Source organism: Nocardioides sp. (assembly GCF_030150155.1).
Taxonomy (GTDB): Bacteria; Actinomycetota; Actinomycetes; order Propionibacteriales; family Nocardioidaceae; genus Nocardioides.
Genome location: NZ_JASLGR010000043.1, coordinates 1 through 18,470 on the forward strand (window position 1 = coordinate 1; position 18,470 = coordinate 18,470).

The 18,470-nt window shown below is 72.0% G+C and carries 11 protein-coding genes; all 11 read right to left on the reverse strand.

The window, feature by feature from the left end; genetic code table 11:
• Nucleotides 1–591: RDD family protein (locus Q1V88_RS13600; protein WP_300681811.1), on the reverse strand; the 591-nt coding region annotated here is incomplete at its 3' end.
• 17 nt (nucleotides 592–608) lie between these two features.
• Nucleotides 609–3,026, reverse strand: a complete 2,418-nt coding sequence (locus Q1V88_RS13605) for a transglutaminaseTgpA domain-containing protein (protein ID WP_300681812.1) — start codon at nucleotides 3,024–3,026, stop codon at nucleotides 609–611.
• Nucleotides 3,023–4,318, reverse strand: coding sequence for a DUF58 domain-containing protein (locus tag Q1V88_RS13610; RefSeq protein WP_300681814.1), 1,296 nt, complete (start codon nucleotides 4,316–4,318; stop codon nucleotides 3,023–3,025). Before Q1V88_RS13610 ends, Q1V88_RS13605 begins: the two co-directional genes overlap by 4 nt.
• Entirely contained in the window at nucleotides 4,318–5,283 is a 966-nt protein-coding gene (locus Q1V88_RS13615; protein ID WP_300681816.1) for a MoxR family ATPase, read from the reverse strand. Before Q1V88_RS13615 ends, Q1V88_RS13610 begins: the two co-directional genes overlap by 1 nt.
• A 48-nt stretch (nucleotides 5,284–5,331) precedes the next feature.
• Nucleotides 5,332–6,387, reverse strand: a complete 1,056-nt coding sequence (locus Q1V88_RS13620) for a hypothetical protein (RefSeq protein WP_300681818.1) — start codon at nucleotides 6,385–6,387, stop codon at nucleotides 5,332–5,334.
• Between the two features lie 88 nt (nucleotides 6,388–6,475).
• Nucleotides 6,476–12,649 (reverse strand): Ig-like domain-containing protein, encoded by a 6,174-nt coding sequence (locus Q1V88_RS13625; protein WP_300681819.1) that lies wholly within the window; start codon nucleotides 12,647–12,649, stop codon nucleotides 6,476–6,478.
• 2 nt (nucleotides 12,650–12,651) lie between these two features.
• On the reverse strand, nucleotides 12,652–13,392 hold the full coding sequence (locus Q1V88_RS13630) for a hypothetical protein (RefSeq protein ID WP_300681821.1): 741 nt from the start codon (nucleotides 13,390–13,392) through the stop codon (nucleotides 12,652–12,654).
• A gap of 1 nt (nucleotide 13,393) precedes the next feature.
• Nucleotides 13,394–14,923 (reverse strand): serine/threonine-protein kinase, encoded by a 1,530-nt coding sequence (locus Q1V88_RS13635; RefSeq protein WP_300681823.1) that lies wholly within the window; start codon nucleotides 14,921–14,923, stop codon nucleotides 13,394–13,396.
• A gap of 2 nt (nucleotides 14,924–14,925) precedes the next feature.
• Nucleotides 14,926–16,275 carry an FHA domain-containing protein gene (locus Q1V88_RS13640; RefSeq protein WP_300681825.1) on the reverse strand — a complete coding sequence of 450 codons (1,350 nt, stop codon included), beginning with the start codon at nucleotides 16,273–16,275 and terminating at the stop codon, nucleotides 14,926–14,928.
• The gene (locus Q1V88_RS13645; protein ID WP_300681826.1) at nucleotides 16,272–17,117 is read right to left on the reverse strand and encodes a protein phosphatase 2C domain-containing protein; all 846 of its coding nucleotides are present in this window, start codon (nucleotides 17,115–17,117) and stop codon (nucleotides 16,272–16,274) included. The genes Q1V88_RS13640 and Q1V88_RS13645 overlap by 4 nt, the downstream gene beginning before the upstream one ends.
• Before the next feature lie 265 nt (nucleotides 17,118–17,382).
• Nucleotides 17,383–18,470 (reverse strand): FAD-dependent oxidoreductase (locus Q1V88_RS13650; protein ID WP_300681828.1); only part of this gene is annotated, 1,088 nt, incomplete at its 5' end.

The following is an 18,470-nucleotide window of genomic DNA, read 5'->3' on the forward strand; positions in this document are numbered from 1 at the left end:
GGCCGGGGCGGTGGCGGCCCGGGGCGCGGTGGCCGGAGCCCCGGGCGGCGGGCCCGAGGGACCGGCGCCGGCCCCGACAGGGCGCCCGGGCGGTGCCCCGATCGGAGCGCCGTTCGGAGCGCCGGTGGCCGCCCCGGGGAGTCTCCCCGCCGGCGCACCATCGGTGTCGAGCTCGACGGAGTTGACCGCCTTGTCGTGCCAGCCCTGGCGGCGCGGGTCGCCGGGGATCAGGCAGGCCATCACGATCAGCGGGATCCAGACCGAGCCGAGCAGACCCAGCACCAGGCTACGCAGCAGCGCCCTGCCCATCCCGATCGGCGCACCGCTGCCGGCGTCGACCACGCGCAGGCCGAGCAGCACCTTGCCGACCGTGAAGCCGCGACGGCCGAGCAGCACCCACTGCCCGATCCCGACCACGAGCAGGGCGATCGAGGTGCCCACCCCGACGGCACTGCGGCCGCCGATGACCGCGGCGAGGCCGCCTGCGACGCCGGCCACGAGGACGACCACCACCAGATCCAGCGCATAGGCGCCGATCCGCTTCCCCACCGAGGCGTACCTCGGCTGCCCGATCGAGACCGGAACCGTCATCGCTTCACCTTCTTGTCTCATCGCTTCTCTCGTGGCTTCTCGCGTCGCACGAGCTCGTGCAATCTGTGGGTCACCCGGCCGGCCAGCGCCCCGATCCGGTCGCGGCCCCGCTCCAGCCGGGCACGCAGCCGCCGGCCGAGGTCGGCCCACGGCACCGAGGCGGGCGAGAGCCACGCCCACGGACGGCGCCACCAGGGCCGCGAGCGCGGCAGCCGACGGGTGGCGGTGCGGACGTCGGCCCAATACGCCGCCACCTCGGCGTCCTCGGGGGTGCCCCCACCGAAGATGTGGGCGTCGGCCCGGGCGGCCAGGTCGACCGCACCCCCGTCGGGGAAGGTCTCCTCCAGCAGGTGGCCGTTCTCCAGCCGGGTGTTGCTGTAGGGCAGGGTCACCCCGAGGTCGCGGGCACGGTCGGTCAGCTCCCGCCACCCGCCGCTGAGCCGGGTGGTCGGATCGGCGGCCCGACGGCGGCGTCGACGGCGCAGTGCCTTGAACAGCACGATCCCCCACAGCGGGCTGGTCAGCAGCAGGATCTGGCCGCCGCGCAGCAGCACCGCGGCGATGTCGCCGACCAGGCCCCACAGGTCGAACTTCGACTTCTTGCTGTCGCCCTGCTGCAGGTTGGCCCCGGCCTCCTTCGGCTCGCCGGGCGGCTGCGGCGGCTGGAGCACCTGCGGCTGCGGGTCGTCGTTCGGGTCCTCCTTGGGACGCTGCAGGATCTGCTGGTCGGGCGGGGTCGGGTCGAAGGTGACCCAGCCCAGTCCGGCGAGCTTGACCTCGACCCAGGCCGCCATGTCGCGGCCCTCGATCGTGACCGCGTTGCTGGTGCTGTCCGAGGGCGTCCTGAAGCCGATCACCACCCGCGCGGGGAGGTTCCGGATCGCCTGCGCGGCGAGCGCCATCGCGGCGGCGTACTGCTCATCGTCGCCCAGCGGCTGACTGTTGGGCCGGGTCAGCAGGGCGAGCCTGCTGTAGCCGTGGCCGGCCGGGACGTTGCCGTCACCGTCGGTGAAGAAGCCCTTGTTCTTGAACGCGTCGGCGAGGAAGAGCAGCCAGGCACCCGGGGCGCCCCCGACGAACTCGTCGTTGCCCTGCCACTCCTTGACCCGGGAGATCAGCTCGTCGGGCACCATCGCCGGGGTCGGCGTCGAGACGCCGCCGTCGACCTCGGCCAGCGAGGTCTTCTCCCGGGCCGGCTGCGCGGTGACCTCGCTCTGCAGCCGGTACGTCGTCCCCGGCTTGACCGCCGCGGTGCTGGCCAGCGTGCCCGTCTCCCGGTTGTAGACCAGCTCCGAGAGCGCCGCACCCGGCCTGCCCTCGACGCTCACCGTGTCGGTCTGACCGATCGTCGGCACCCACGGATCGTGGTAGTCGGGGTCGAGGATCGTGACCGAGACCGGGGTCGACCTGGCACCGGCGCGGGCGTCGGAGCGGAGCCGACGGAACGTCCCCGAGTCCGAGGTGGCGTGCTCGCCGCCGGCGACGTTCCACACCACGCCGTCGTAGTAGTCCATCGTCGCCAGCCGCACCGCCGAGCCCTTCGGCAGCCCCTGCACCGAGAAGAGCTGCTTGGCCTTGGCGACGTCGGAGTTCACGTAGGCGCGGTACTTCGACAGCGGACTCGGGTAGTCCTGCGGGTCGAACGGCGGCTGCACGTAGTCGCGCAGCACCCGACGCTCGGTGTGCGAGGTCAGCGCCGGTGCCGCGGCCATCGCGACCCCGCCGGCGATCGCGACCACGACGGCCGTCATCAGGGCCCGCCGGCCCCACCGCGCCCGGACGTGGCGCAGGCTGCGCAGCCGCATCCACACGATCAGGACCGCGCCGAGGGCCAGGCCGCGGCCCAGCACGTGGTGCGTGTCGACGTCGCCGTACGCCGCCGCCGTGACGAACAGGGCCAGCACCGCCAGCGACGCCGCAGCGGGCCAGCGCGAACGCCACAGCAGCACCCCCGCCAGCAGACCCGCCAGCAGCGCGCTGACGAAGGGCACCACCAGGACCGCGGCCGTGGTGCCCAGCGGCACCGGTGCGGTGAGCGCATCGCGCCAGGACTCCACCAGACCGTGCAGCAGCCCGCGGACGGCGGCCGAGTTCGGGCCGAACCCGGAGCTGGCCAGGTCCGGCACCGCCAGCCCCGGCCCGAGCACGAGGTAGACCAGGGCCAGCAGCAGCGCGGTGGCCCAGGGTCCGAGCCGGAGCAGGTACCCGGCCAGGGCGATCAGGGCCCCCAGCGCGAGACCCGCCACGACCGCGACCAGCCAGCGCTGGCCGGCGTACGCGTCACCGAACGGCCAGGCCGCCAGCGCACCGCAGGCGAGGATCAGGACGACGTCGATCAGCATCACCAGCGGCGAGCCGGGGTCACGGGTGCGGCGGGTGCTGGTCGCGGAGACGGTGCGTCCGGCGACGCTCCCGCTGTGCTGGGACAGGCTCACAGGGCGGCCCTCCGCACCAGCGGGGAGAGCTCGTCCAGGTGCGGCACCGAGACGACGGTGAGGTCGCCCATCGTCTTGACCACGGGCTCGGCACCCAGGACGCAGCGGAAGGCGATCACCCGCATCTCACTGGACAGGTAGCGCCGGGCCCGACGGAACTCGGCCAGCTCGGTCAACGAGCCGCCGAAGAGCACGCCGACGCTGGCCGAGCCGTGCTCGGAGGCGAGGGTGCGGGCGACGGTGGACAGCGGTCCGGCCCCGGGAGTGAACTCGACCCCGGAGAGCCGGTCGAGGAACTGTCGGGTCGAGCGGGCCCGCAGCGCACGGGCCGAGGTGACGGTGCTCAAGGTCTGGCCCTCGCTCAGCACCCGGACGCCGAGCGATCCGGCGACCGAGATCGCCAGCTCCAGCTCGTCGTCGCTGGCGTAGTCCTCGACTCGGGTGGAGAGCATCACCAGCAGGTGGGAGCGGCGGGTCTCCTCGAACTGGCGGACCATCAGCCGCCCCGACCGGGCGCTGGTCTTCCAGTGGATGTGGCGGCGGTCGTCGCCGGGCACGTAGTCGCGCAGCGCGTGGAAGGCCACGTCGGACTCGGTCAGCTTCTTCACCGAGTTGCCCTCGAGGTCGCGGATCAGACCGGCCGCGGAGCTCTCCACCCGCACGGTGCGCGGGTGGACGTAGAGCAGCTCGGCGCCGGTGAGGTCCTGCTCGCGACGCAGCAGCGAGAGCGGATCGGCACGCACCGAGGTGACCGGGCCGACGGTGAGCACGGCCCGGCGCGCGGTCGGGATGGCGAACAGCTCCTCGTGCTCGGCGCCGGTGCCGAGCGAGGGCAGCTCGAAGGAGGCCCGACCGGCCCCGACCGGCAGGTCGACGATGCTGGGCAGCAGCCGCCGCCCCGAGGCGTTGGTGAGGATCAGGGCACCGTGGGCCCGCTCCCCCACCACCACCCGGTCACGGGCGAGGTCCAGGGTCGAGGAGAGCTGGTGGGCCCCGACCACGAACGGCACGCCGACCAGGAGCAGCGCGAAGCCGAAGAGCGCACCGATCACCAGCTCGGCCCATCCCGTCCGTACGCCGACCACGAGCGCGATCACCGCGGCCGCGGCCAGCACCCAGGCGGCGACCGAGACCACCGCGGTGGCGCGGCGCCAGCCCGCGACGGCCGGCGCGCACCGCTCGGTGAGCAGCCGGGAGCCGCTGAGCGCAGCGGCCAGCACCCGCCGGCGTAGCACCTGGCCACGCCGACGGACCCGGGCGATGCGCCCCTGCGTCGTCTCCTCGGACACCATCAGGCAGAGGTCTCCTGCGGGGCCGGCAGCCGGCCGAGGATGCGGCGCAGCACGTCGGTGGTGGTGGTCCCGCGGAACTCCTCCTCGGGGTCGAGCACCATCCGGTGGGCCAGCACGGGCTCGGCGAGCGTCTTGACGTCGTCGGGCAGCACGTAGCTGCGCCCGGTCGCCGCCGCCCAGGCACGGCAGGCCCGGACCAGGCCGAGACCGGCCCGCACCGAGCAGCCGAGCAGCACCTCGGGGGCCCCGCGGGTCTCGGCGAGCAGCCGGGAGATGTACTCCAGCACGGCCGGCTCGACGTGCACCTCGGCGGCCAGCGCGATCATCGAGGCGACGTTCTCCGAGGAGATCACCGGCTGCAGCCGGGTGACCGCCTTGCCGTGGGCGTGGGCGAGGATCTGGACCGTGCTGGCGTGGTCGGGGTAGCCGATCGAGGTCTTCATCAGGAACCGGTCGAGCTGGGCCTCGGGCAGCCGGTAGGTGCCGGCCTGCTCGATCGGGTTCTGGGTGGCGATCACGACGAACGGCTCGGGCACCCGGTGGGTGACGCCGTCGACGGTGACCTGGCTCTCCTCCATCACCTCCAGGAGGGCCGACTGGGTCTTGGGCGAGGCCCGGTTGATCTCGTCGGCGAGCACCACGTTGGCGAAGATCGGCCCCTCGTGGAAGGTGAACCGAGCCGTGCTCTGGTCGTAGATCGTGACGCCGGTGACGTCGCTGGGCAGCAGGTCGGGGGTGAACTGGATCCGGTTCTGGGTCCCCTTCATGGTCTGCGCCATCGCCCGGGCCAGCGAGGTCTTGCCGGTGCCCGGGAAGTCCTCGAGCAGCAGGTGCCCCTCGGCGAGCAGGCACGTCCAGGCCAGCTGCACGGTCCGGGTCTTGCCGACCAGCGCGGTCTCGACGTTGGCGACGAGCTGTCCGAACGTGGTGGCGTACCACTCGGTCTGGTCCTGGGTGAGTGCCATCGGGTCTCTCCTCGGGTCGGGATCTCGGGATCGTGGAACGGGCCTGCGTCAGCGGCAGGCGGCGTAGGTGCGGGCGGTGGTGCGGGTGGTGCCGTGCCGGGAGGTGACCTTGGCCTTGAGCGTGATGGTGCCCTTGGCCGGCACCTTGACGCCGTACCCCTTGACCTTCAGCCGGCTCAGGGTGCGGACCTTCTTGCCGTTGACCACCACCACGACCTTGCGGGCCTTCTTGCGGCCGACCTTGGTGACGGCGATCCGGGCCGTGTGGCGGGCGCACGACACCGCCGCCGGGAGGGTGACCGAGCGGCGCGGGAAGAGCGCACCGCGCTGGGCGCCGGTGGCGACGCCGACCCCGATCACGTCACCGCGGAGCGAGGTGGTCCAGCTGGTGGTCTGCACCTTGGTGAGCGGCGCCTTCGCACTGGCACCGCCGCCGGCCGAGGTCCACAGGTCGACCAGGCCACCGGCCGGGAGGTAGGCCCTGATGGTCTGGTCGGTGGCGATGTCGCGGTCGGGCACGAAGGTGCTGGCGGTCCCGGCGGCGGTCCAGACGGTCAGCTTGATCCGGGTGACGCTGCGGGCCCGGTTGGCGACCCGGAGGGTGAGCCAGCCGGCGCCGGCGACGGGCTGCACGGTGTGGCTGCTCATCCACGGCGTGGCGTTGGCGATCACGGTCCCGTTGGCACCGCACGAGGCACCGGTGCCCGAAGGCCAGAACGAGAGGCTGCCCGAGGCCTGCACGGTGAGCAGCGCCAGGCCGCCGCCGCGCAGGGTCGGCGTGATCGCGACGTCCTCCTTGAGGGTCACCTGCCCGACGGTGCCGCCCCCGGTGGTGGTGAGCACCCGCGACGACTCCGCCGACAGGGCGGCGCGGGCACCGGCGGCGGTCACGACCCGGGGCAGCTTGTCGGCACCGGAGAGCTGGCACGAGCCGCCGCCGATCGCCTGGAGGTAGCCGTCGATGGTGGTGCCGGGGGCCGGCTTGGCCGTCGCCGGACCGGCGACCACGGTCGAGGCGACCAGGGCGGCCGCGCCGGCACCGACCGCCGCGATCCGGCCGAGCCGGACTCGGCGGGTGCCTCCTGCTGCTGCGCTGTGTTCCATCCCGAGATCTCCCCTTCGTCGCTGTCCTGCTGGTGCTGCCGGTGCTGCTGATGTGGCTGATGTCGCTGATGTCGTCGTCATCGCGTCGTCATCTCGTCGCCTGGACGCCGTCGACCATCACGTCCACGCTGGCGTCATCGTCCTGGAACCAGCAGCCGTCGCCGGTGTCGAAGGCGACGTTGCCCCACTGGTCGGTGGTCACGTTCTCCGCGCAGGTGCCGACCTTCGTGGAGCCGCTGACCGCCAGCGAGACGGTGGCGCTCTTCGCGAAGCCCTCCCCGGTGATCCGCACCGAGCGCAGCACGCAGCTGGGCTGGTCGAGGCCACCACACGGCGAGCCGTCCGCGGCCCGGCGAGCCGTGCCGCGCCCGATCTTCGCCTTGCGGGTGTTCGAGCGGCCGCACAGCGGCACCTCGTCGGAGTACATCCGGGCGTCGGTGGCCGCAGAGACGGTCCTGAACTTCACGCAGCCCTCGGCCCCGCCGTAGTCGACGCCGATCCCGGGCGGATCCCAGCTGCGCACCGAGCGCCAGGTGGTGCCGTCGTAGTACTCCACCCCACGCACGTCACGGCCGTTGGCACCGCCGGCGCTCGCACTCACCTTCACGCCGTAGTAGCCGTCGGCGTAGCCGCTTCCGGTCGGGGCGCCGGGCTTGCCCCAGGTCAGGACGTCGCCGAGGGAGTCGTCGGCACCCCGGATGTCGCCGGTGCGCCCCTTCGAGGTGACCGCGTAGATCCGCACCGAGTGGTAGGAGTTGTCGGAGAAGGTCAGGTCCAGGCCGCCTGGGGCCGCGCCCGAGACCCGAGTCGGTCCGACCAGCCCGGAGCCCTCGATCGCGTAGTACTGGAGATCGAGGCCGCCGAGGCTGCGCGGGGCGGAGAACCTGATCGTCGCGGTCCGGTCGGCGGGCGAGGTGACGTAGGAGAGCCCCTCGACCTTGTCGGCCGGCCGGAACGGCATCGCTGCGTCGCTCGGGCCGCGCGGGCCCTCCCCGGCACGGTTGATCGCCGCGACGCTGAACGTGTAGCTGGTGCCGTTGTCGATGCCGTCGTCGTGGGTGAACGTCCGCGAGGTGCCCTCGACGACGTAGCGGTTGGAGGAGCACCGGTCGCAGTAGACGGCGTACTTCGTGATCGGGTCGCCGTTGGCGTCCGGGGCGGGCCAGTCCACCTTGATGTAGGGGCTGAAGTTCGCCAGGCTCGGCGTCACCGACGGCTTCTCCCCCGCCGCAGGCTTGCCGAACGGCACCTCGGGATCGCTCTTGCCCGACTCCGAGCCGGGACCGGCGGAGTTCACCGCGTAGATGCTGAACTGGTAGCTGGTGCCGTTCTCCAGCCCACTGATCGTGGTCGAGGTGACCGGGCCGACGGTCCGGGTGCCGCCGTTCCACTTCACCACGTAGTTCCCGATGGCGTCGCCCTCGTTGTCGGGCACGTCCCAGTGCAGGGTCAGCTGCCGGTCGCGTCCGGTCGGGCTCGGGTCGACCCGCGGCGGCGTCATGATGCCGGGCACCTTGTTCGGCACCACCGACGCCGAGGCGTCGCTCCACGGACCGGTGCCGGCCTCGTTCTCGGCAGCGACCTTGAAGCTGTACTTCGATCCCGGGCTGAGTCCGTCCAGGGTGCAGGTCGTGGCCGAGCAGGTGGTGCTGAAGCCGTTGCTGCCCTGCACCCGGTAGCCGGTGATGGTGGCGCCGTTGTTGTTCGGCTCACGCCACGACAGCACCACCGAGCGGGCCTCCACACTCGAGACCTCGGGCCGGGTGGGCTTGTCCGGCGGCGCGGCGACCGCGACCTTGATCCGGCCCACCACGTCCCGGCTCCGGTCGCCGCTGGCGTCGGAGACGGTGAAGCGCACCGTCACCACGCCGGTGCCGGTCGGGACGAACGAGATCCGGGTGCCGTCGACCTTGAACCGGGAGATCGCCGAGGCAGCGCCGCCGTCCACGGAGTAGGAGTCGTGCACCGTGAGGGACTTGCTCTCGTCGGCGTACGGGTTGATCGCATAGCTGGCGATGTCGACCGAGACCCGCTCGTCGCGCTTGGCCTTGAGCTCGACCGTGGGCACCCGGGCCAGCGGCCTGTCGCTGGCCACCACCTGCACCCGGATCGTGCCCTGGGCGCGGCCGCCCTCGCGGTCGTCGACGGCGAAGACGATCGTGCCCGAGCCGGACTCGGCCCCCGGCGCGGTGACCCGCAGCAGGCTGTCGGTCAGGCTGGTCTTGATGCTGCCCTCGGTGGAGACGATGGCGTACGCCATCTGGTCGGGCTTGAACTTCGGGTTGACGTCACGCACCAGGCCGGCGAGGTCGAGCTCGGCGTCGGTGTCCTGGGCGACCTTGATGTCGGCGCCGCGCACCGTCGGTGGCACGTTCGTGGCCGGGGTGACGTCGATCGGGATGGTGACCACCGACTCCAGGGCGGTGCGGTCGTCGCCCCCGCGGGTGTCACTGACGTTGACCGAGACCGACGCCGGGCCGACGTACCCGCGCGCAGCGGTGAAGACGAGCTGGTTCTTGGCGCTGGTGGACTGCTCGGCGCGGCCGTTGATCGCCTCGGGGTCGTCGCCGACGACCAGGGACGCGGTGCGTCCCGGACGGGTCACGACCACCTGACGCAGGTCCAGGGTCAGCGGTACGCCGGCCTTGGCCACGACCGGGACGGCGGCGGCGTTGACCGTCGGAGCGATGTTGTCGGTGCCCCTGACGAAGACCACACCGGAGGTGTCGGGTGACTGGCTGTCGGCGTCGCCGAGGTCGTAGATCACGACCTGGTCGCGCGGGGTCAGGGTGATCTTGAGCTTGTTGCCCACCACCGCGCAGCCGTTGGCGGTGTCGGCACGACAGCGCAGCAGCCGCAGCTGGTCGGGCGACCCGTCGACGTCGAGGTCGTTGACCAGCGGCTCCACCTCGACGGTGGCACCCGCCGGGCGACCGGCGATGTCGGCCAGCTCGACCACGTCGTCGCGGGCGACCGGGGCGTAGTACGGGGCGTCCTTGCGGGCCTCGACGCGCAGCATCGCGTTGTCGCTCTGCCGGGCCTCGTCCAGCAGCTGGTAGCCGACCGTGGAGGTGACCGGCTTGCCGTCGTCCAGGCCGGGCACGTCCAGGGAGATGAACCCCTTGCTCTGGCTGGCGTGCAGGCTCTTGGCGGCCTCGAGCTTGTCCCCGATCAGGAGCTTGTCGTCGTCGGGGTCGACGTCGTTGCCCAGCACGTAGACCGAGACCCGGCGGTTGGGCCTGACCGCGATCGAGTCGTCCAGGGCCACCGGCGCCTGGTCGACGGCGAGCCGGGGCACCACCCCGACGCGGACCGCGGCGACACCGATCGCACCGAACTTGTCGCGCACCTCGAGCTGGAAGAAGTCGGTCCCGGGCCGGTTCTCGTAGGCCTCGTACTTGATCCAGTCCGCACCGGTGTCGAGGATCCGGCCACGCTTGGGGGCGCTGATGATCCGGGTGAAGGTGAGCGCGTCGCCGTCGGGGTCGGCGCCGGCCAGGTCGACGGCGATCACCTTGGGCTGACCGGCCACGGCCCGCTCGATGATCGGGGCCGGTGCCGGCGGGTGGTTGTTCTCCGCGGAGTCGGGGATGACGAAGACCATCACCTCGGCCGCCGAGGTGAGGCCGTCGCCGTCCTTGACGCCGTAGATCGCCTTGAACACCTTCGGCTTGCCCTCGGGCAGCGCGGGCGCCTTGAACCGCAGCACGTCGTCGGCGACCCAGATGTCGAGCTTGCGGCCGTCGGAGTCGGGGGTGGCCTGGACGTAGGCCAGCTGGAGCTTGCCGCCCTCGGGGTCGGAGTCGTTGGCCAGCACCCCGATGGTGGCCACCGAGCCCTCCCGCGCCGTGGTCTGGTCCTTGTTCGCCACCGGGCTGCTGTTCTCCCCGGTCGCGCTGCGCTGGCTGACGGTCAGGGTGCCCTCGGCGGAGTTGTGCCCGTCGGAGACGGTGTAGCTGATCACCGCGGCGCGGCCCGCCAGATCGGTCGAGGAGCTGATCACCGCGACCCGCTTGTCCACCACCGAGACCTTCACCCCGGGGATGGAGGAGTCGCCGACCTTGGTCACCACCAGCACGTCGCCGTCGACGTCGATGTCGTTGAGCAGCAGGTCGGCCTCGGTGGTCGAGCCCGGCGAGAGCACCGCCTTGTCGGCCACCGCGATCGGCGGCTGGTTGTTCTTCGGCGGCGACTCCACGTCGAACCTGACGAACGAGCTCGCCGAGGCGCCCGAGGGCGAGGACGCGCGGTAGTCGAGGTAGTAGGTGCGGGCCTTGTCCGCGGAGAAGGTGAACGTGCCGGTACGGGGGTCGGGCCGCAGGTAGGTGCCGGTCGCGTCGCCGCGGACCTTGACCTTCTCCAGCAGCAGGTCGCCACCCTCGGGGTTGCGGTCGTTGAGCAGCGGCTGGACCAGCACCCGGGTGTTGGCCACCCCGGACTTGAGGTCGGGGATCAGCTCCGGAGCGAGCTCGGCAGAGTCCTTGACGTCGACCGGGAACTTGCCGACGTACGACTCACCGTGGCCGTCCTCGATGGTGTAGCTGACCGACTTGGCCCGGCCGCCGTCACCGTCGTCGGTGAACTGGAGGGTGCCGTCGGGTCGGAACTCGACCTGCCCGCCGGTCGCGGTGGCGCCGGTCAGCACCAGGTCGTCGCCGTCGCGGTCGAAGAAGTCGGCCAGCAGGTAGAGCGAGGACGACTTGCCCCGGCCGACGGTGAGCCGCTGCTCGCGGTCCTTCATCATCTCCGGCTTGTGGTCCTTGACCCCGTTGTCCAGGATCGTCAGCCGCACCTCGGCGGAGTCCTCACCGCCGTTGCCGTCGGTGATGAAGTAGCGCAGCCGGGCCAGGCCCGGCTCGGTGCCGTGCAGGGTGACCTGCAGCTGGGTGCCGCCGCTGATGATCTTCGGCTCCACGTCGGGTCCGCTGATCGACTGCACCTTGGTGATGGTGATGATGTCGCCGTCGGGATCGTGGTCGTTCATCGCCACGATCGGCAGGATGCTGGACTTGTTCGGGCGCGCCGCCAGGTCGTCGTCGGTCGCCTCCGGTGGCCGGTTCTGCTTGCGCTCGACCTTGTCGGTGACCTTCTCCTGGGTCGGCTTGTTCTGCTTCTCCGGGTTGATCGAGTCCCAGTTCGAGACCTTCTTGTGCCCGGGCTGCTGGACCAGCCAGGAGTCGCCCGAGGCGACGTCGTTGAGCACCACGACCTGACGGTTCACCCGGAACCGCAGGCTGGCACCGCTCTGGACCTCACCGCCCAGGGCCTGGGCGTCGTCGTCGGCCGCGTCGGGGCAGTCACGCAGGTAGTTGGCCGCACCCGGGGTCGGGTCGGACCAGGCCGCGTAGACGCAGCCGGCCACGACCACCGGCGGCGCCGGGTCCCCGGCGATGGCACCCTCCAGGTGCAGGGTGTGGCGCAGGCTGGTCACGTCGCCGCCGTCGAAGGGCACCCGGAGCACGTCGGTCTGGGTGCCGACCACGACCGAGTCGGCCTTGGCCGAGGGCTCCTGGACGTGGAGGTGGCTCAGGTCGTCCTCGTGCAGGTCGATGGCGTCGTGCCCCGGGATCAGCAGCCGGCCGCTGGTGCGGTCCAGCACCACCGGGGTGTCCCCCACCACGGTGACCTCGAGGTCGTCGGCCGGCGCCTCGGGCAGATGCCCGGCCCCGCTGGTGCTCAGTGGGCCGCCGTCGGCGAAGGAAGCCTGCGTGATCGCGCCGTCGCGGTGCACCAGGTAGGCGGTGCCGTCGGTGCCGACCGCAGCCGCGGCGACCTTCTCGGCAGCGAAGTCCTTCGACTTCGCGGTGATCGTGGCGAGCACGCCCTCGCGCTGGACCCAGGCCCGGCCCGTCGAGGGGTCGCGCAGGGCGAAGACCCCACCGTTGTAGGCCACCTCGGTGCCGGTCGGCATCGCGGTCGGGCTGCCCCCGGCGGCCTTGGCCACGTCGATCGGCACGATCGAGGTGTCGCTGCCCACCACGCCGTCGGTGAAGAGGCTGGTGGCCTGCTGCTCGATGTCGAAGGAGACGCCCGGCGCCTGGAGCCCGAGGTCGAGCTCCTGGATCTGCGGGTTGAGCCGGCCGATCAGGCCGTCGCGCTGGTTGGTCACCCAGACCGAGCCGTCGTTGAACGTCACCTCGGTGATCGGGTCGCCCTCGTTGTTGATCGCGATCAGCACGATCAGACCGGCGACCAGCGCCAGCGAGATCGCCGAGGCGGTACGCCGGAGCCGCCTGCTCCGGTGCCGCAGGGTCGACAGCATCCTCATTCCTCCCCGTCCGCGGGACGGTCCAGCAGCGGCAGGTGCTCACGCCGCACGATCCGGGAGGCCAACGCGTACTCGACCAGGCGCGAGCGCCGCCCGACCGCGTTGCGTCCCGGTCCCCCACGCAGGCCACGCACCCCGGCGCGGTCGAACTTCTCGCAGACGTTGTCGAGCTTGCGGTTGAAGGTCGTGATCGACCAGCCCAGCCGGCGTGCCACGGCGACGTTGGTCGGGATCTCGGCTGCGCCCGAGCCCACCCGCCGCAGCGCGTTCTCGCACAGGGCCAGCAGCAGCCGGAACTGGCTGTCGGTGAGCGCGACCGAGCCGAGCGTCATGTCGCCGTCCTCGGCGGTGAACTGCTGGGCAGCGGCGAAGACCGGGATCTCGGCGCTCAGATTCACCTCGTACGTCGTCGGGCCGGCGGTGAAGAGCAGCGAGCAGGCCGGCAGCACCAGGGGCAGCCGCGCCCCGGGGCCGAGGGTGGACTGCAGCCCGCCGACCTCGCCGCTGACGGTCACCGACAGCCTGCTGCCGACGTTGCTGACCCACCAGAAGCCGGCGTCCCACTCCAGCTCCACCAGCCGGCGGTGCAGGTAGCTGTTGTCGGCGTCGACGATCAGGTCGGCGGCCCGGCCGATGCCGAAGGTGGCGCCGGGCTCGACCACGTACTCCTCGCCACAGAACTCCACGCTGAGGGTGGAGTCGTGGTCCTTGGCCCGGGAGGTGAAGGAGAAGCTCATCTCAGCGCACCGCCATGCAGAACGGCTCGGACGCCTCGGCCCGCTGGGTGAGGTTCTTGCGGATCACCGTCACGGTGACGCACCCGGTCTGACCCGACCGGAGCCGGAAGTCGATGCTGGTGGCGGGGATCCGCAGCTCGGGCAGGGACTCGCCGTTGCGGGTCCTGACCACCTTGTAGAGGTCGCCGTCGGCGGGTGCCTGGTTGACCCAGCTGAACCGGTAGCCACCGCCGATCCGGGTGGCCTTGACCGCCGGGGCCGGGGCGGGGCCACCGGCGGCGTCGGCGGGCTTGATCTGGAACGGGTCCGGGGCGTTCTCGCCGGGGCCCGAGCCACCGCGGAGCATCGCGATGACGCCGTACGCCGCGATCGCGACGACGACCACGCTGACCACCGCGATCACCCAGGGGCTGCGCCGGCCCTCCTCGGCCCCGCCCGACGTGGCGGTCCCGACACGGTGGCCCGAGCGGGAGGCCTCGGGTGCCATCTGGAGCGAGGGGCCCGGGGCGACGAGTCCTGCCGGCGCTGCCTGGAAGCGGCGCTGCATGATGGTCGCGGCCTCGATCTCGCGGGGCAGGGCGGTGGGATGGAACTGCTCGGGCACGATCACCGAGACCGGCTTGATCATGGTGCGCTCGTCGTTGGCACCGGCGGCGGCGCCCTCGCGCGGTCCGGCGTCGAGGACCTCGAGCCGGGTCGGCGTACGACGCAGCTCGATCTCGATCTCCTGGAGCAGGTGGGCGAAGGCCATCGCGCTGGCCGGGCGGTCCTCGGGGCGCCGGGACATCGCCGCGAGCAGCACCTCGTTGAGGGAGTCGGGCACGTCGGTGCGCAGGATCCGGCTCGGCCGGTGGCGCTCGATCCGGCTGATCAGGGTGGCGTTGTCGTTGGGCGCACCGGGCACCTCGAACGGCGAGCGGCCCGCCAGCAGCGAGTAGACGGTGCCGGCCAGGGAGAACACGTCGCTGCGGACGTCGGCGTGCGGGGAGTCGGAGAGCACCTCGGGGGCCGACCACGGCACCGACATGCCCTGCTCGGCCTCGGCGCCCTCGCCCACCGCCGAGGAGATCCCGAAGTCGGTGAGCAGCGGAGCCCCGTAGACGTTGGTGAGGATGTTGTGCGGCTTGATGTCGCGGTGCAGGATCCCCGCCCGGTGGGCGGTCTCGACGGCGCTGGAGACCTTCACCGCGATCTCCAGGACCTCGGCGACGTCGAGCCGCTCGCGCCGGAAGCGCTGGGCGAGGTGGGGTCCGGGGCAGTGCTCCATGACCAGGTACGGGTGTCCCTCGGCGCTCACGTCGGCCTGGTAGATCGGCATGATCGACGGGTGGCTGGAGAGCTGGGCCATCACGTTGGCCTCGGCGTAGAACATCTCCAGCCGCGCTCCGTCGGCGCCCTTCTTGAGCACCTTCACCGCGACCCGGCGGGTGGGCAGGCGCTGCTCGTAGAGGTACACGTCGGCGAAGCCACCCTCACCGATCGGCTCGATGAAGGTGAACCCGGGAAGGTTCGGTGGAGCGGGGACAGCCATCGTCAGACCTCAGGCCCCACATCGATCGTGACGGTGAGCTCCTCGGACAGGGCCAGCACGGTGCCGCGACCGACCTCGGTGGCGTGGCCCTTCACCAGGGTCTGGGCGGGCTGGCCCGGACGCAGCAACAGGGTGCCGTTGGTGGACAGGTCCGTGACCAGCAGCCGGCCGCCGTCCCAGCTGACATCGAGATGGGTGCTGGAGACGTACGGGTCGCTGACGGTGACCAGGGTGGGTACGCCGCCGGTGCTGATCTGGCGGGCCTCCGGACGGCGTCCGATCAGCACCCGTGGGGCGACCACGTGGCGGGTGCCGTCGGCCAGGACCACCGCGGCGCGCTGCACCGGCGGCTGCCCCGCCGAGCGCTCCCGCAGGGCGCGCAGCTGCTCGGCGGTGATGGTGTGGCCGTCATGGTCGCCGGGCACGACGGCGCTCTCCCCGGTCCCGGAGATGGTGGCGCCGAACATCGCGTCGAGGGCGTCGAGCTGGGACTCCTGGGTCTCGGGAGCGTCCGCGGGGTCGGCCGACGGCACCGTCGAAGGGGCAGCACTGGGCGCGGCGGGTTCGTCCTCGATCTCGTCGGCGGTGTCCGCGTCGATCGGCGCCGGCTGCTCGATCTCCCCCGTGTCGGCGGCCTGGTCCGGCAGCGCGGCCTCCGGTGCGGCAGGCTCGGGCTCCGGGTCGGTCTCGGGCTCGGCGATGGTCCGCTCCGCGACCGGTGCGGGCGGGGCCGGGGGCAGCGTCGGCGGCACCGGCGGCACCGGCGGCAGGCTGGGAACCGGCGGCAGGCTCGGCGGCGCGGGCGGGACGGGCGGCACGGGCGGTGCCGCCGGGGCAGGCGACGTCGGGCCAGCAGGCGGGGTGACCGGCGCGGTGGCAGCGGCAGCGACGACCGGCGGGGCCGGGGGCGCGACCGGGGCGGTCACCGTGGCCGACGTACGGCTCCACCAGACCTGCGAGGCGTAGACCACCCCGGAGTCCAGGGGCAGCTCCGGGCCGGTGGATCCGGTGACCCGCGGCGCGGCGGCGACCACGACCTCGGCGCCGGCTCCCCCGGCGAGGGTCTGCTCGATCCAGGTCGCGACGCCCTCGCCGCTCCAGGTCTGGCCGTCGACGGTCGCGGTGAAGGCACCGCGCAGCACGATCCGCAGGTCGTCGCCGTCGGCGATCACGCAGGCGAAGTCCGAGAGCGAGGCGAGCGCACCCTGGGAGAGCGCGTCGATGACGGCCAGCACCACCAGGTCGCTGCCGGCCAGCGTGGTCAGGGGCTCGACGTTGGCGGCGCCGGTGGCGACCAGGCCACGGTCGGTGACCAGGACGACGGAATCTCCGGGGACGTAGTACGCGCTCATCTGGGCTTCCTCTGGAGGGGGATGGTGTCCTCGCGCAGCGCCGCGAACGGCCCCAGCCCGAGGACGTCGATCACGACGACGGTGACGTTGTCGCGCCCGCCCATGTTCACCGCGGCGTCGACCAGGTCGCTGACGGCCTGCTCGGCCGAGGCGGCGTTGGACAGGATCATCGAGATCGCGCGGTCGCTGACCTCGCTGGTGAGCCCGTCGGAGCACAGCAGCAGCCGCTGCTTGCTCTCGACGGGGAGGAGGGAGAACTCTGCGGCGGTGTTGCCGGCGGCGCCGATCGCCCGGGTGATCACGTGCCGATCGGGGTGGGTGGCCGCGGCCTCGGCCGAGAGCTCGCCGGAGTCGATCAGCTCCTGGACCACCGAGTGGTCGTGGGTGATCTGCTCGACGGCGGAGCCGGTCCAGGAGTACGCCCGGGAGTCGCCGACGTGGGAGATCAGCCAGTAGGCCCGCTCCCCCTCGACCAGGTAGGAGGCGCTCACCATCGTCGCACCGGGCTCGGCCGGACCGGCGCCGTCGATCCCGGCGACGGTGACCCGCGCCCGGGCCAGTGCAGCCTCGACGTCGGCAGCGGTGGCGCAGGCGTCGCCGCTCAGCGGGGCGAAGGCCTCGACCACCAGGGCGCTGGCGATGTCGCCACAGGCGTGTCCGCCGATGCCGTCGGCCACCACGAAGACCGGGGGCCCGACCAGGAAGGAGTCCTCGTTGACCGAGCGGACCGCACCGGCATGGGTCGCACCGGCGCAGGAGAGCACCGTGGTCGCCGCCGAGGGCGCCACGTCACGCGGCGACCACCGGGTGGTGGTGACGTCGACTGCTGTGGAGAGAGCCATCTCAGGCACGTCCGGCGTCAGGGGGTCGACGTCGCGTGATCGCACCTGGATGTGTACCGCTGAAGAATCGCCATTGCCCTACCCCCGAGTTGTGCCCGCACGACCGGACCCGATACCAGCCGTGCGGAACGCGACACTATGTCATGGTCGCTCTCAGGAAAAGTTCAAGAAAGACTCTGCCCACATGACGAACGGCTCCGGCATGGGGAGTTCTCCCCTTGCCGGAGCCGTTCGGAGGATCGCGCGTACGGCGATCGGTGCAGGATCAGAAGTTGATCATGTGGCCGACGATGCCCTCGACGGCCTCCTTGACGGCCTCGCCCAGGGTCGGGTGGGCGAAGACGTTGCGGGAGATCTCGTCAGCGGTGAGGTCCCACTTCTGCGCGAGCGTGAGCACGGGCAGCAGCTCGGTCACGTCCGGGCCGATCATGTGGGCGCCGAGGATCTCGTTGTACTTGGCGTCGGCGACGACCTTGACGAAGCCGACGGCGTCGCCGAGGCCCTGGGCCTTGCCGTTGGCCGAGAACGGGAACGTCGCGGTCTTGACGTCGTAGCCCTTGTCCTTGGCCTGCTGCTCGGAGTAGCCGAAGGAGGCGATCTGCGGCTGGCAGTAGGTCGCGCGCGGCACCATGTCGAAGTTGATCTCCATGGTCTCGGCACCGGCGATCGTCTCGGCCGCCACGATGCCCATCGCCTCGGCGACGTGGGCGAGCATGAACTTGCCGGTGCAGTCACCGATCGCGTAGACGTTCTCGACGTTGGTGCGGCCGCGCTCGTCGATGGCGATCGCACCCCGCTCGGTCAGGGCGACGCCGGCGTTGTCGAGGCCGTAGCCCTCGACCCGCGGGGCGAAGCCGAAAGCGGCCAGGAACTTGTCGGCCTCGAGCACCTGCTCCTCGCCGCCGGCTGCCGGGGCGACCGTGACGCGCACGCCGTTGCCGGTGTCCTCGGCACCCTTGACGGCCGTCGAGGTCATCACCTTGACGCCGAGCTTCTTGTAGTGCCGCAGCAGCTCCTTGGAGATGTCGGCGTCCTCGGTCGGCACCATCCGGTCGAGGTATTCGATGATGGTGACGTCGACGCCGAAGTTCTTGAGCACGTAGGCGAACTCCACGCCGATCGCTCCGGAGCCGCCGATGATGATCGAGCGCGGCAGGTCGGCGTCGAGGATCTGCTCCTCGTAGGTGACGATGTTCTTGCCGTTGGGGGTGACCCCCGGGACGCTGCGCACCGTCGCGCCGGCGGCGATGATCAGGTTGTCGAAGGAGTACGACGTGGTCGCGCCGTCCTTGCCCTTCACGTCGATCGCCTTCGGGCCGCTCAGCGTGCCCCAGCCGTCGATCTCGGTGATCT